This window comes from Cytobacillus eiseniae, assembly GCF_017874625.1.
Classification (GTDB): Bacteria; Bacillota; Bacilli; order Bacillales; family Cytobacillaceae; genus Cytobacillus; species Cytobacillus eiseniae.
Window position 1 is genome coordinate 24,050 of record NZ_JAGIKZ010000013.1, and the last position, 14,753, is coordinate 38,802.

Annotated in this window: 14 protein-coding genes; 2 read left to right on the forward strand and 12 right to left on the reverse strand. The window is 36.4% G+C overall.

All coding sequences use genetic code 11. From position 1 onward, the window contains the following. Positions 1-85: 85 nt before the first annotated feature. From J2Z40_RS20110 to J2Z40_RS12015, 12 genes are all read right to left on the reverse strand, one after another. The gene (locus J2Z40_RS20110; protein ID WP_162840469.1) at positions 86-1,357 is read right to left on the reverse strand and encodes an O-antigen ligase family protein; all 1,272 of its coding nucleotides are present in this window, start codon (positions 1,355-1,357) and stop codon (positions 86-88) included. A gap of 52 nt (positions 1,358-1,409) precedes the next feature. Continuing rightward, positions 1,410-2,921: a glycosyl hydrolase family 28-related protein gene (locus J2Z40_RS11965; RefSeq protein WP_066391658.1), complete on the reverse strand. Its 1,512-nt coding sequence runs from the start codon at positions 2,919-2,921 to the stop codon at positions 1,410-1,412. A gap of 48 nt (positions 2,922-2,969) precedes the next feature. Then, on the reverse strand, positions 2,970-3,734 hold the full coding sequence (locus tag J2Z40_RS11970; protein ID WP_066391657.1) for a tyrosine-protein phosphatase: 765 nt from the start codon (positions 3,732-3,734) through the stop codon (positions 2,970-2,972). Between the two features lie 31 nt (positions 3,735-3,765). Further along, positions 3,766-4,449: a CpsD/CapB family tyrosine-protein kinase gene (locus J2Z40_RS11975; protein WP_066391656.1), complete on the reverse strand. Its 684-nt coding sequence runs from the start codon at positions 4,447-4,449 to the stop codon at positions 3,766-3,768. Continuing rightward, on the reverse strand, positions 4,439-5,164 hold the full coding sequence (locus J2Z40_RS11980) for a YveK family protein (RefSeq protein WP_066391647.1): 726 nt from the start codon (positions 5,162-5,164) through the stop codon (positions 4,439-4,441). The genes J2Z40_RS11975 and J2Z40_RS11980 overlap by 11 nt, the downstream gene beginning before the upstream one ends. 46 nt (positions 5,165-5,210) lie before the next feature. After that, the gene (locus tag J2Z40_RS11985; protein WP_066391645.1) at positions 5,211-5,567 is read right to left on the reverse strand and encodes a helix-turn-helix domain-containing protein; all 357 of its coding nucleotides are present in this window, start codon (positions 5,565-5,567) and stop codon (positions 5,211-5,213) included. A 68-nt stretch (positions 5,568-5,635) separates the two neighbouring features. Then, a complete protein-coding gene (locus tag J2Z40_RS11990) occupies positions 5,636-6,793 on the reverse strand; it encodes a DegT/DnrJ/EryC1/StrS family aminotransferase (protein ID WP_066391642.1) in 1,158 nt (385 codons plus the stop codon). Positions 6,794-6,822: 29 nt separating this feature from the next. Beyond that, the gene (locus J2Z40_RS11995) at positions 6,823-7,419 is read right to left on the reverse strand and encodes a sugar transferase (protein ID WP_066391634.1); all 597 of its coding nucleotides are present in this window, start codon (positions 7,417-7,419) and stop codon (positions 6,823-6,825) included. A 177-nt stretch (positions 7,420-7,596) separates the two neighbouring features. After that, the gene (gene galU / locus J2Z40_RS12000) at positions 7,597-8,481 is read right to left on the reverse strand and encodes a UTP--glucose-1-phosphate uridylyltransferase GalU (protein WP_066391631.1); all 885 of its coding nucleotides are present in this window, start codon (positions 8,479-8,481) and stop codon (positions 7,597-7,599) included. Between the two features lie 29 nt (positions 8,482-8,510). After that, positions 8,511-10,328: a polysaccharide biosynthesis protein gene (locus J2Z40_RS12005; RefSeq protein WP_066391628.1), complete on the reverse strand. Its 1,818-nt coding sequence runs from the start codon at positions 10,326-10,328 to the stop codon at positions 8,511-8,513. 475 nt (positions 10,329-10,803) lie between these two features. Next, the gene (locus J2Z40_RS12010; RefSeq protein ID WP_066391626.1) at positions 10,804-11,712 is read right to left on the reverse strand and encodes a pseudouridine-5'-phosphate glycosidase; all 909 of its coding nucleotides are present in this window, start codon (positions 11,710-11,712) and stop codon (positions 10,804-10,806) included. A gap of 16 nt (positions 11,713-11,728) precedes the next feature. Then, positions 11,729-12,823 carry a carbohydrate kinase gene (locus J2Z40_RS12015; RefSeq protein WP_066391624.1) on the reverse strand — a complete coding sequence of 365 codons (1,095 nt, stop codon included), beginning with the start codon at positions 12,821-12,823 and terminating at the stop codon, positions 11,729-11,731. 154 nt (positions 12,824-12,977) lie between these two features. Between J2Z40_RS12015 and J2Z40_RS12020 the strand changes: the two genes are divergently transcribed. Next, a complete protein-coding gene (locus J2Z40_RS12020) occupies positions 12,978-13,394 on the forward strand; it encodes a MarR family winged helix-turn-helix transcriptional regulator (RefSeq protein WP_066391622.1) in 417 nt (138 codons plus the stop codon). Between the two features lie 134 nt (positions 13,395-13,528). Next, on the forward strand, positions 13,529-14,734 hold the full coding sequence (locus J2Z40_RS12025; RefSeq protein WP_066391620.1) for an MFS transporter: 1,206 nt from the start codon (positions 13,529-13,531) through the stop codon (positions 14,732-14,734). The last annotated feature ends 19 nt before the right edge of the window (positions 14,735-14,753 follow it).

Below are 14,753 nucleotides of genomic sequence, written 5' to 3' on the forward strand. Positions count from 1 at the left end.
AAGAAGAATGGAAAACAACCAGTAAAAGCCTGATAGATTCACTAATAACTAGCTTGGCACTGCAAAAAAACTGTTGAACTTCCTATTATTTAAGACTCCTTTGTGTTTGTTTTTTCCCTAATGATGAGAGCAAGGCACCAATTACTAACCAGAGCACTCGTGCATTATTTAATGAAATAGCCATCGAACCAATTAATAGAATGATTAAAATATCTCTTAAAATATAGTTCATTTCGAAATTACTCTTCCGAGAGTTTGACGATTTCACAATTAAGCGCCCAATAAATGTAAAGAAAAGAACTGCTAAAGGGATTCCCCACTCAGCAGTTATTTGTAAAAATGTATTATGAGCAACATTATTATAGTAAAATGTTTCTGCTGCAATATGAGTATACGAACCAATCCCAGTACCAATTAAAGGAGAGTGCTGAATAATTAAATATGCAACTTTCCAAGTATCTGCTCGATCAGAACCATTTCCTGAAATCGCTTCATCAAAATCAGTAAAAAGTGGTTCAATTCTTGAGAATGCAGGTACAGCAGAAGATAACATATTTAAGAGAGTTGGGAATCCCCTAATTATTATAAAAGCAATAGCTAATAGGGCAAAAATAAGCGACAGTTGTAAAATAATCTTCTTTGTTTTCTTCTCTTTAGAAATTAGGGTGTATTCGATTATTCGTATAAAAAAATAACTAAATAATGTAATAATCCCCGTCTTAGATCCCGAAACAAGAACAGATAAAATCAAAATAAGAATTGCAAAATACTTAAACCGCAGAGGGATTGTTTTTACCCTGGTAAAATAGACAAGGGCCGTTACTTGTAGAACAGAAAAGTAATTTGGGTCATTCATAAATCCTTTGAACCTAATATCTAAGAAAAATAAAACAGACGAAAATAATCTAATATTTAAAAGTGTAAATAGAACCCCTATTAGCCCAATGATTAAACCAATGATCGAATACCACTTTATAGAAATAGTGATTTTTCCCATCCTTAATAAGTTATAACCCACTAAGAAATATAAAAAAATCGCTAATAGTTTCATAAAATCACTAATAATTCGAGTTGGTTCGGGAGTATACGAAAATATTATTGGCACAAAAAAAACAGCGGATACAAGCACAACGATAAATACTAGAATAAAAAACAGCATGGACTGGATTGGAATATAAAACTGATTCCACATCATTAAGATTAAAAAAAGAAAGAAACAAAAGAAATCAGCTAGTGAAAAGTTCACTCCAAATATGACACTTGATTGATGTAATAAAATAGACATAAAAAAGAGAGGAATGATAAAAAGAGGATTGCTGCCTTTGCCATCTTTTTCAATTTCATGTACAGTCGTCACTCCTATGCTCCTCTCGATCATCCTTAAATTTCAAAAAAATAAGGAGAAGATTTTAATCATCTCCTCCCCTCCATCTGGGATTTTCCACATCCGGACCAAACCATACTTCTTTTAATTGCTCATAATTTTGTATATTACCCATTTGGAATCCATCAACTGCATTTTGAGAATATAATGTTGCAATCTGTTTCGCCTTTGTCATTCGGTCATCCGTAATTATCAGGTTCTCTATTGTAACAGATGGGGTAAATCCATAATCATTAACAAAAATAATCTCTGATTGACCTGAATTTCTCGATAATAGATTTGTTATATGAACCATTTGAGGGTTTGTAGATAATACATGAAGAACAATGCCCTGTACAGTATTTGCTTCAAGTACATCGATCGTGGCATCTGCCCCCCATAGCTCTATTCCTTCACCCATCGGCCTAGAAATGAACACTTTACCAAGCTTTAACACAGGCTTTTCTCCATGCTCTTGTGAAGCTGATATCGCATATCCTCTTCCTTCATCAAAATATGCCTCATTAATTTCCCAATGAGCAGCATACATCATTTTCATTCCAGTGTCCTCATTGTTCTCGGAGGATTTCAAAAACAAACGATCTACTTTCACTGTTACAGCATAGGAATGTAACCCTTTTGTTGCTCCCTCCATTAGCACGACATTAAATTGGCCAATGTCAAGTAACCACTTTTCTGCTAATATTTTTTTTGTTCCAACGGTGAAGTCATTCCCCATCCCATAAGTTGAAAGGTAATCAACTCTTTGAGAAAACCGTCTATTTCCTTTATAATTATCTGGCTCTAAATCTAGTGAATTAGCCCCTCTCCAACTATTTCCAACCCCACCACGAGAATTATCTAATATGGCTGTTCCTATATGCAGATCATCCACATAATGAATAACTACGTTTTTCCTTCCTGCCGTCACTCCCCTAAATTTCTGAATGGTTATACGACTTGAATACTGTTCTTCTGTCCCGCCAATAAAAAGATTATCACCATACGTATCATGGGCATAGGCAGATTCAATAAAAACATCCTTCGCATTAAAAATAAAAATTCCTGCCATATGTTCATTGCCATCCGTAATTGTAGAGGCATTTCCATCCACTTCTAAAAGTCCAAGTAATTGAATATTGGACACATTATCAATAACAAGCACTCGTGACCAGCTTGGAGAATCATCCGCTAATTTCAATTTTGCCCCAGGTTCAAAATAGATCGTCGCATTGCTCGGAACAGATAAACAGGCTGAAGTGGAATCTCCCATTTGTGAAGGGCTAACTACATAAGTATTAGCAGGGACAATGAGAATCTTATCATTTTTTACCGCATCATCCATTGCATATTGGAAGATTTCTGTATCATCAGAAACCCCATCCCCTTTTATTCCATATTCATCAATACTTATGCCATTCTTTTGAATTAATGCTTTATCGAAAACCCGATCCTTTAATTGCTTATGATTGCTTAATTCTCCTTTTTGAAAATAAAAAACAATAAAAAGGAGCATGAATCCTATGCAGCTAAATAATATAATCCTTCTTTTTTTCACTCCCTATTCTCCTTCATTAATAGAGGAATCTAACTGGATCTTAATAAATTAAAAAATCCCTAATATCTTCTTGCGAAACAAAAGTGGCTTCTCGATCGTAATATTTAGTCCCTTAATTAAATTCTCTGCATTTTCTTTAAAATAAAATGTCTGATGAATGCCATAGGTTTCCGTAATTTTTCCATAAGCTGCCTGAAGAAAGAAATTTCGTGTATGATTATTATGTGCATCAGAAGCAATAAAATGTGATAGCTGGTGTTCTATGATTCTCTCAGAAAAGGACTTTATTTTTTTCCCAAATTGACCGATAATGCTGCCTGCTGTTAGCTGCATCAATGCCCCGTTTTCAACAAATTGATATAATAGATGATGATTATCCATGAACCCCTTGTTTCTCTCTGGATGAACGATGATTGGCGTAATTCCTTTTAGTAGAAGTTCATGGACAACATCAAGTGTATAATCAGGAACCCAACCTGAGGGTAGTTCTAGTAATAAGTTCTTATTCCAATCGCCTACTGTTAGTATTTCATTTTTCTCAAGTGAATGAAAAATCTCATGATGAATTCTTAACTCCTGACCAGGATGGATAACAAGAGGGATATTCTCCTTTATCAAATAGTCATTACACTCCCCCACATATTTAATTATCTCGTTTTTATTATTTTCATATTGGCCGTTTAAGTGATGTGGAGATGCAACTAATTGGGTAATCCCTTCTCTAACTGCATTATTCGCCATCTCAATAAACTCTAAATAATTAATTGGCCCATCATCTACACCTGGGAGAATATGGCAGTGTAAATCAATCAATCTAAAACAATCTCCCTTCTATATTTAAAGATTACCCATATTGTCCATAATAATCATTCTTCTTTGAATCGACGCCGTTTACAACTACCCCAAGAAGCTGTGATTTTGCCTTTTCTAATAATTCCTTTGCTTTAATTGCTCTTTCCTTAGTTGTCTTTCCACTATAAATAACAAATACAACACCATCACATTTATTAGCCAAAATCTGTGGATCTGTAACAGCTAGAACAGGGGGGGTATCAAAAATCACGTAATCAAACTTGTTCCTTAGTTCACGTAATAATTGATCCATCATTTTAGAGTTTAATAATTCTGAAGGATTCGGTGGCAAAGGACCACTTGTTAATAAACAGAGATTAGGAATGTACGAATTTGATAAAACATTTTCTAATGGTTCCTTCTTTACTAAAACATTCGTTAATCCATCAATGTTACTAACATTAAATGTAAAATGAATGGACGGTTTCCTTAAGTCAGCATCCACGAGCAATACCTGTTTTCCCTGTTGCGATAATATAATGGCTAGATTAGCAGCAGTTGTAGATTTTCCATCTGCCGGTTCAGGTGAAGTAACTGAAATCAATTTTATTTCTTGATCTACGGAAGAAAATTCTATATTTGTTCTAATTAAACGATATTGTTCAGAAATGGCTCCCTTCGGCTGGTTAAATGTTATTAATGGGATCGAGTTTTTCCTTTTCAACTTACGACTCAAGGGTCTCCCCTCCTACAGTTTGTGATTTGCTTCCCTGTCCCCCCTTTTTTACTGATATATTCTCAATAGAGCCAAGTACAGGAAGTCCAAGATATTTTTCAACATCCTTTCCATCCTTTATTGTATTGTCGAGATATTCTAGCAAGCATGCGATTCCTATTCCGACCATCATTCCAACAACTATTGCAACGGTGATATTCCATAGTGCGTTTGGACTTATCGGTTTTTGTGAATCCACCAACTCTGCTTTTGCAAGAATGTTGACATTATCAACATTCATTATGTTAACAATTTCCCTTTGAAATATTTCTGAAATCGCATTTGCTATATCTACCGCTCTTTCTGCCGCTTCATCCTCTACTGTCACTGAAAAAACTTGGGAATTCTCATGCATATCAATGGCTATTTTATTTGTCAGTTGCTCTCTAGGTTGTAACAGGTTCAGTTCCTTGTTTACCTTGTCAAGGATTGCTGGACTCTTAATAATGACACTATACGTATTGATTAAATCTACATTACTGCTTAATTCCATCATATTCACTTCAGAATTTTTTTGATTGACTAGGATTTGAGTTGATGCCTGATAGAAAGGTGTTAATAAATAATGAGTAATTAATCCAACTGTTAATCCTATCATAATAGGGGTAAGGACAATGATGAGCCAGCGTTTTTTTAAGATATTAAATAACTCTTTTATTGTAATTGTTTCCTCCATTTGTACCTCCATGACCTTCCAACCTATAAGTCAATGCCCGAATATTTTATTTCTTTTCAATCTGGGAAACATTCTTATTCTGCCATTTAATAAATTCAATCAACATCCGGTAATTCTGTATCTCCTCCTTCTCAATCCCCAATGCCTTCAATTCATTAAAAAAATCAACCCATTCTTGATCAATATACGTATGCTCTTCCCTACTCATTCCTGGCTTTAGTAATGTAATTAAGTCAACATTCAATACCTTTGCAATCTTTTGCATGACCTCTAGTGAAGGGTTCTTATTAATATTCCGTTCAATATTACTTAAATAAGACTTTGATATGTTTGCTAATTCAGCAAACTCTGAGAGTGTATATCCTTTCTGCTTTCTTATTCTTGCTACATTTTTTCCGATCATTGATTTACCTCTACTCTAATTTGTCGTCTACGATACGTTCACTTCATTTCCCTCACAAAAATAATTCATTACTGACTTAACTTATTTTTTATACAATCAATGACCCTCATTTGATCATCAACCGCCAAATTGGAACTAGATGGCAAGCATATTCCTCTTCGAAAAAGCTGCTCACATATACTCTCATTTTCTTGATGGGAATAGTATCGTGTATCCTTGAAAAGGGGCTGCATGTGTAATGGCTTCCAAACATGTCTTGCTTCAATGTTTCCTTTTTCTAACGTTTGGAGTAATTCAGAAATCGTCACATCTGTTCGTCTTTCATTCAATGTGAAAGCAGTCAGCCAGCGATTGGAGTAGGTATCCTTTAATTCTGGCATGAAGGATATACTAGGGATTTCAGTCAATTCCCGTTTATAGATTTGAAAAACATTTCTTCTTGCTAGTACCCTTTGTTCCAGCACTTCCAATTGTCCTCGACCAATTCCAGCTAAGATATTGCTTAAGCGATAGTTAAATCCAGTTTCACTATGCTGATAATAAGGTGCAGGCTCTTTCGCTTGAGTGGCTAAATACCTTGCTTTTTTCAGTGTTTCCTCATGATTCGAAACGAGTACACCCCCACCTGATGTGGTGATAATTTTGTTTCCATTAAAGGAGTAAATGCCATAGTCTCCAAATGTCCCACTAGCCTTCCCTTTATAAGCTGAGCCAAGCGATTCTGCTGCATCCTCTATAATCGGGACATCGTAATGATTGCAAATCGCAACGAGTTCATCCATTTTAGCGGACTGTCCATAGAGATTTACAATGATCACTGCCTTTGGAAGCCGCTTCTTTTTTACTGCATCCTTAAATGCCGCTTCAAGTGCACTCGGTGACATATTCCACGTATCAGGCTCTGAATCTATAAATACAGGTTCTCCTCCTTGATAGAGAATTGGATTTGCTGTTGCTACAAAAGTAAAGCTCGAGCAAAAGACATAATCTCCTCTTTGTATACCGAGTAAAGAAAGAGCCAAATGAATGGCCGCAGTTCCCGAACTTACCGCAACCGCTTCATTCACTCCTACCATTCTTGCAATCTCTTTTTCAAATGCATCTACATTTGGTCCTAGTGGCGCAATCCAATTCGATTGAAATGCTTCATTAATATAGTTCATTTCTTTTCCACTCATATGCGGAGTGGATAAATAAATTCGATTACTGACTAATGTCTCTACCATCCATAACAGCTCCAATGACACGCCATGCTTTATCCATGACTTTCCTTTCTAATTGTTCCTTTAAAATCTTGCTCATCAATATGAATATCATCTGATCGAATAACTTTTATGACTGTTAGACATAGAATCTTTATATCTAGAAACAATGATTGATGATTCACATACCAAACATCTAACTCGAACTTTTCCTCCCATGTGATGGCATTTCTGCCGTTCACTTGTGCCCAGCCTGTTATACCCGGTTTCACTTGATGCCTGCTCGCTTGTTCTTCTGAATATAATGGAATATATTCCATTAATAATGGCCGTGGTCCGACTAAACTGATGTCACCCTTTAGCACATTCATTAACTGCGGCAGCTCATCAAGGCTATATTTTCGTAGAAAAGTGCCTAATGGTGTCAATCGCTGATAATCTGGAAGTAATTTGCCCTCTCCATCCTTTTGATCACTCATGCTGCGAAACTTATATAAATAGAATGGTCTGCCATTCAAACCAGGTCGCTGCTGTTTGAAAATAATCGGGGAACCTAGCTTCCATTTCACCAAAATACTTATTACTAGCATGAAAGGAAAAAGGAGCATTAAGGCAAAAGTCGAAATGACTAGGTCTATTATTCTCTTCATGTATTCATTGCCCCACCTTTCTTCTGCATAAAAAAAATCCTTCGTAAGGCGAGGATCAACCGTAGGCATATATTTTTAATTCGCATTTCGATAAAGTTCGAAGGGATTTGCTTGAACGCTAAACACCCCCATACACAACCTCCAATTACAAGAATCTCCACATCATCACCCTAACAATTACTTTAGAATTTTCTGTCCCTCTACAATTCGATCTAAATAGGATAAAACATCCTTCCTCATATCCGCTCTTTCTAAAGCAAAATCGATTGTTGCTTTCACAAATCCAAGCTTATCTCCAAGGTCGTATCGCTTTCCTTCAAAATCATATGCAATTACTTCTTGTTTTTCATTAAGTTGATTTATTGCATCTGTTAATTGGATTTCATCCCCTGCTCCAGGCGGTAAATCTGCTAATATATCAAAAATTTCTGGTTTCAAAATATATCTTCCTAAAATGGCATATCTAGAAGGGGCGTCCTTGATAGAAGGCTTTTCTATTAATTTCTTAACAGAGATGATTTTATCCACACTGCTATTTTTCGGTTCAATAATTCCATATTTACTTACTTCTTCTTTATCCACCTCTTGAACACCAACAACTGAAGTGCTATACCTTTCAAAAACTTTAATTAGTTGTTTTAGGCAAGGCTCAGGAGATCGTACAATATCGTCACCTAGAAGAACAGCAAAGGGTTCATTCCCAATAAATCTGCTTGCACAGAAAATCGCATCCCCTAGTCCCCTCGCTTCTTTTTGCCGGATATAATGGATATTTGCTAAATTGGAGATTTTCCTGACATTTTCAAGCAGTTCCTGTTTATTCTTCTTTAAAAGTGTTTCTTCAAGCTCATAAGATTTATCAAAGTGATCTTCTATTGCGCGTTTTCCACGACCTGTCACGATAATGATATCTTCAATACCTGATTCAATTGCTTCTTCAACAATATATTGAATCGCTGGTTTATCAACAATTGGCAGCATTTCTTTTGGCTGTGCTTTTGTTGCTGGCAGAAATCGTGTGCCTAACCCTGCCGCAGGAATAATCGCTTTCCGAATCTTCACCCCGTTCACCTCCGTAATCTTTCGGTTAATTATAGTACAGCTAGTTTGCTACTTCCTTGATGATTGCTAAGGTAAAGCAGCCTTGTCTTTAATAGTTCGGTATCCATCATAATAAATTCATCTAATAACTGCATAATCGGCTCGACATCTTGATTAAGTGATTTTCCAATATAAATTTTAGGATAGACTTGCTCTGGATGGACTTCATCATCCTTTAATAGCTCTTCATATAACTTTTCACCTGGTCTAATTCCAGTAAACTTTATGCCAATTTCTTCAACATTTTTCCCTGACAATCGAATTAAGTTTTGTGCAAGATCAATGATCTTTACTGGCTCGCCCATATCTAACACAAAAATCTCCCCACCCTTGGCCAAGGCACCTGCTTGGAGAGTTAGTCTTGATGCCTCTGGAATCGTCATAAAATAGCGAACCATTTCAGGATCTGTGACCGTTACTGGCCCCCCTTTTTGTATTTGCTTTTTAAATAGTGGGATTACACTGCCTCTACTTCCTAATACATTTCCAAATCGTACAGCTACAAATTTTGTTTTACTCACTTGATTCATATTTTGGATAATCATTTCTGCCATACGTTTTGTCGCACCCATCACACTCGTCGGATTTACTGCCTTATCAGTTGAGATCATAACAAAGCTCTCAACATGGTTCCAATTGGCCGCATTTGCAACATTTAATGTGCCAATCACGTTGTTTTTTACCGCCTCTTCTGGATTATCTTCCATTAAAGGGACATGCTTATGTGCAGCAGCATGATATACTACATTTGGCTGATGCTTATTCATAACATTCATCATTTTATCTCCATCTTGTATATCTGCAATTTCTGCACAAAATTGGATTCCTGTATGTCTGAACCCTTCTTCCAGCTCTAATTTTATCGAATAAATACTATTTTCCCCATGTCCAAGTAGAATTACCTTTCTCGGATTAAAGTTTGTTACTTGTCGACAAATTTCAGAACCGATTGAACCACCTGCCCCTGTAATTAAAACAACTTTATTCGTAATAAATTCGGAAATTCCTACCACATCTAATTCAATCGTTTTCCTGCCTAATAAGTCTTCTACCTGAACATCACGAAATTGATTAATCGAAATTCTACCAGTCATGATATCTTCAAGCATTGGAATCATTTGTGTTTTCTTCCCAGTTTCCATGCATAATTGGAAAATTTGATTGAGGACTGTTTTATTTAATGAAGGGATGGCAATTACAATATTATCAATTTCATATTCCTTGACTGCTCTTTCGATCTGATTCTTTCCACCAATTACAGGGATTCCAAGAATCTCAAGGCCGTGTTTCTTCCAATCATCATCAATAAATCCGATAGGTAATAATTCAGCTCGCTTATTTTGTAACAGTTGTCTCGCAACCATCGTTCCTGCTGAACCGGCTCCAACAATTAATGTTCTTTTTTTATTATTCAACTCAATCATTTTTGTATTTCTTACTATTCTTCCAAAAAAGCGCGTCCCTCCAATAAGCAAAATATAAAACATCCAAGTGACAATTAATAAACGGAAGTTAGCTGCTTGAAGAATGAAGTGCTGGGCGAGACCAACTGACAGTACAGAAAAGGTAATAGTTTTTATAATAATAATGAGTTCGCCAATGCTAGCATATTGCCAGGACTTCTTATAAAGTTTATAAATAGAGCTGAAAGCATGATGAGAGAGTAATAATAATAAAGAACTAAGCATTAATGAGATAAAAGGAATATTCGAAAAGTGATTAGTTAAAATGCTGCCCAAAGAAAAAGCGATAAGTACGACAATCGAATCAGAAAAAATGAAAAATGAAAAATGATTCCTTAAACCCATGATTCTAATCCTCCTTTTCTAATTTTTAAAGATCTTATCTATAAGGTCTTTAACAAAAATCTTATAGATAAAAACTTTAAAAATTGGGCATCTAACCCATCCTCACACCATACTATCGACGACAAACACGTCTAAGGTTTTTCAACCCACAATATAGCCGAGTGCCTCCATTGATAATGGTCAGGAGACATCACCATTGACAAATCAAAGTTATATTCTTAATAACGAACATTAAAACAATAAGAAGTACAAGCATTTCTTACTTTGTGCCCATTCATCCTTTATTTTTATAAACAAGCTATTTATATACGAGTTTAATCCTAATTTTATACATTCTGTTATGCCATATGCCTATTATAGTTCTTTATAAAGAACAAATCAATGAAATTTTTCCTATGTGAGAACAATTTCTCTCTTTTAACGACAAAAAAAAACTAGTCCCCCCTGCTCTATACAAGGGGGACTAGCTACTTTATTACTTTAAATTCACTGCAATTCTCGCTCCAACTTCAGCGTTATGCTTCACTAATGCGATATTGGCCGTTAAACTTTTTCCTTCTGTTAGTTCTTTCACTTTTCCTAATAGGAATGGAGTAACTTTTTTCCCAGCAATATTGTTTTCTTTTGCTTCTTTCAATGCAGATTCAATCACATTTGTTATGAATGCTTCTTCTAACGCATCTGCCTCTGGAATTGGATTGGCTACAACTACTCCGCCATTTAATCCAAGCTCCCATTTCGTACGGATCATTGCTGCTGCATCTTCTGCTGTATCTACACGATAGTTGACACCAAATGGGCTTGTTCGTGTGTAAAATGCTGGCAATGAATCTGTTTCAAATCCAAGAACAGGCACTCCATGTGTTTCAAGATATTCTAATGTAAGTCCGATGTCGAGGATTGATTTCGCACCTGCACATACAACTGCTACATTCGTTTGGGCAAGCTCTTGAAGGTCGGCAGAGATATCCATTGTTGTTTCTGCTCCGCGGTGAACACCACCGATGCCTCCTGTTGCAAACACTTCGATTCCTGCATATTGTGCGCAGATCATTGTTGCTGCTACAGTTGTTGCTCCGTGTTTTTTATTTGCTAATAGGTATGGAAGATCACGGCGGCTCGCTTTTTCAATTTCCTTGCTTGTCCCGAGGAATTCAAGCTCTTCATCTGTAATGCCGATTTTGATCTTGCCATCCAAAATCGCAATCGTTGCTGGAACTGCACCGTTCTTGCGAATAATTTCTTCTACTTCTTTTGCTGTTTCAATATTTTGTGGATAAGGCATTCCGTGTGAAATAATTGTAGATTCCAATGCAACAATTGGTTTATTCGCTTTCTTTGCTTCTTGTACCTCAGCTGAAAACTCTAAGTATTTTTCTATCATCATGTTAATCTCCTTTTTAAAAGTATTTTTTAAATGTTTCTTGCAGATGCAAATCGTTCAATGCTGGATTAACGGTTTCATGTGACCGCAGTGTAAGAATGGAACAGGCAATCCCAATTTTACATGCATTTTCTGTGTCTAATCCTTTTAAATAAGCGTACATAATGCCTGATACAAGGGAATCACCAGCACCTGTCACATCTTCTACCTCCACTTTTGGTGGAAGAATGGCACCTGCTTCGCCTTCTTTCGTGTAGTAAATGAGCCCCTTGTCACCTCGAGTGATCACAACTTTCTCTACACCTTTTTTATGGATTCTTTCCGCTGCTTTAAAATAGTCGCCTTCTTCTTTAATCTCTATTTCAGATAATGCCTCAGCCTCATCTTTATTAGCAATCAACCATGTAACACCTTGAAGATTTTGTGGCAGCTTTTTCACTTTTGGAGAGGAGACAGGTGTGATGCATAATGGAATATTTTCTATCTCACAACGAGTAATTACCTGCTTCAACACATCATCTGAGAAATTCGTATCCATGACAACCATTGAGGCGGCGGCAATATAGCCCCATCTTTTCTCAATGAACTCCTGATCAATGGAATCGTAAATACTCATATCTGCAAGAGCAACAGCCATTTCACCCTCATTGTCTAAAATAGCTGTGTATGTGCCAGTTGGCTGATCTGATAGCTTTTGTGATGGACGAATATCGACAAAGGACTTCGTATAATCAAGCAGCCATTCCCCTTCAGGATCTTCGCCAACAACTGTCATTAGGGAGACATCACAACCTAACCGCCCTAAGTTCTCAGCAATGTTTCTTGCAACTCCTCCACATGACTGTGAACTTTCAGCTGGATTGGACGTTCCATACTGGAGGGTCTTAAGCGATTGGATTTTTCTATCAACGTTTGACCCGCCAATAGCCACAATATCCTTCTTATTTGGAAGGATATATGCCCTGCCAAGCAGCTTTCCATCCTTTGTTAACGAGGAAATATAGCCAGCAACTGCAGATCTTGACAATCCAGTCTTCTCTGCTAGTTCAATCTGTGAAATAAATGGATTTGTTTTAATAAGCTGCAATATCAACGATTCTTTTTCATTCATATTTTCTCAGCTCCACTTCTGATAAACTTATGTCTATATTATAAACATAAGTTTCGATAAAACGCAAATATTTTTTCCCTGTAAGTTTAATGGTAGACAAGTATTTATTAAAACCATATAATTAGCTAGGTAACTAATTTAGTGGGGTGTATGTATGAGCGATAATCGTAATGAATTTTTCCATTCTATTAATCAATTCACACGGCATTTTTCAAAAGCACTAAATGAAGCACTTGTTCCACTTGGACTTTATTCTGCCCAATGGACAATTATCTATTTATTAAATACAAATGGCCCATCCTCACAAAAGGAATTAGCCCAATACCTTGGGGTTGAAGCACCGACAATGACACGTACATTATCAAGATTAGAGAGTGCTGGATGGATTACCAAAGAAATGGGGGCAGATAGACGGGAGAAAAGAATCATCCTAACAGAAGCGGCAGTCCAACAATTTGATGGATGGCTCCAAGCTGTGCGGACATGCGAAAACAATATACTAAAAAAAATAAGTGAAGAAGAACTTCTTTTTACACAATCAATTATTAGAAAAATGAGCGAAGGCCTATAAATTCCTTTCTCCTCGAATTAGCTTGTCTCTGGTAAGATTAATCGGTGAATTACATTCTCCTATTTCTTCATCTAGTCTCTGATTTCAAGCCACAAATTCATACTAACTTATCTTACTTATTAACGGAGGTCATCATGAAGAAACAGCCATTATGGACGAAAGATTTTTTAAGTATATCAATTATTAGCTTTTTCTTATTTATGGGATTTTATATCTTATTAACAACATTGCCGATTTATATATTGGATGATTTAAAGGGAAATGAGTCACAGGTTGGTGCGATCGTCTCTGTATTCCTCATTGCAGCTGTATTATGTCGGCCATTCACGGGCAAATGGATTGATCAAATTGGAAGAAAAAAAACACTCCTCTTTTCACTAACCATCTTCTTTCTTTCTAGTCTTTTGTATTTATGGACAGATTCCTTTCTACTACTACTTGCCCTTCGATTCATGCATGGGATTGGTTTTGGAATGGCAACAACTGCAACAGGAGCCATAATTGCCGATATTGTGCCTAATGAACGAAAAGGGGAAGGACTTGGCTACTACGCTTTATTTATGAATTTAGCGATGGTCATTGGTCCCTTTGCTGGATTATCGATGATTCAATATACTAGCTTTCATTGGCTCTTTATGTTATGTACAGTTTTATCGCTATTTGCCTTGTTATTATCACTATTTGTTCATATTCCAGAATGCATCGTACCTACTGAGAAAGAAGAGAAATCAACGTTTTCATTTGCAAGCTTTTTTGAGAAAAATGCCATCTCTGTTTCAATTGTCGGTGGGATTCTTGCCTTTGCATACTCCGGCATTCTCTCCTTTATTTCTGTTTATGCGAAAGAGCTAGGATTACTCGAAGCGGCAAGCTACTTCTTTGTCGTATATGCAGCTGCTATCTTAATAAGCCGGCCATTTACAGGAAAGTGGTTTGATATGTATGGAGAAAATAAAATTATTTATCCATCGATCATTTTATTTGCAATCGGTTTAGTTATGCTCAGTCAAGCTGATACGACACTGCTATTCCTATCCTCTGGTGTCATTATCGGTTTAGGTTATGGTAGTCTATCACCAAGTTTGCAAACAATTGCTATTAAAAAATCACCTGCATCAAAAAGAGGGTTAGCCACATCTACCTATTTCACTTTTTTTGATTCAGGCATTGGGATTGGCTCCTACGCACTTGGCGTAGTCGCTGTCTATACAAGCTTTTCTTCCTTATATATCGTTCTTGCAGGAGTAGTACTCCTTTCATTTATTACCTATTACTTCCTGCATGACAAAAAGTCCACTAAGGAAAAAGTCATCCAAACAGAAGCTGAAATGACGATATAAATTTATCATTAGAACCCTT

What these genes read in the sequence shown, in the direction of transcription:
- J2Z40_RS11980 (WP_066391647.1), bottom strand. Translation starts at nt 5,164, where the DNA reads ATGGAGGAAACAATTACAATAAAAGAGTTATTTAATATCTTAAAAAAA.
- J2Z40_RS12015 (WP_066391624.1), bottom strand. Translation starts at nt 12,823, where the DNA reads ATGAATGAAAAAGAATCGTTGATATTGCAGCTTATTAAAACAAATCCA.
- J2Z40_RS11985 (WP_066391645.1), bottom strand. Translation starts at nt 5,567, where the DNA reads ATGATCGGAAAAAATGTAGCAAGAATAAGAAAGCAGAAAGGATATACA.
- J2Z40_RS12025 (WP_066391620.1), top strand. Translation starts at nt 13,529, where the DNA reads ATGAAGAAACAGCCATTATGGACGAAAGATTTTTTAAGTATATCAATT.
- J2Z40_RS11990 (WP_066391642.1), bottom strand. Translation starts at nt 6,793, where the DNA reads ATGGTAGAGACATTAGTCAGTAATCGAATTTATTTATCCACTCCGCAT.
- J2Z40_RS12010 (WP_066391626.1), bottom strand. Translation starts at nt 11,712, where the DNA reads ATGATAGAAAAATACTTAGAGTTTTCAGCTGAGGTACAAGAAGCAAAG.
- J2Z40_RS12005 (WP_066391628.1), bottom strand. Translation starts at nt 10,328, where the DNA reads ATGGGTTTAAGGAATCATTTTTCATTTTTCATTTTTTCTGATTCGATT.
- J2Z40_RS12020 (WP_066391622.1), top strand. Translation starts at nt 12,978, where the DNA reads ATGAGCGATAATCGTAATGAATTTTTCCATTCTATTAATCAATTCACA.
- J2Z40_RS11995 (WP_066391634.1), bottom strand. Translation starts at nt 7,419, where the DNA reads ATGAAGAGAATAATAGACCTAGTCATTTCGACTTTTGCCTTAATGCTC.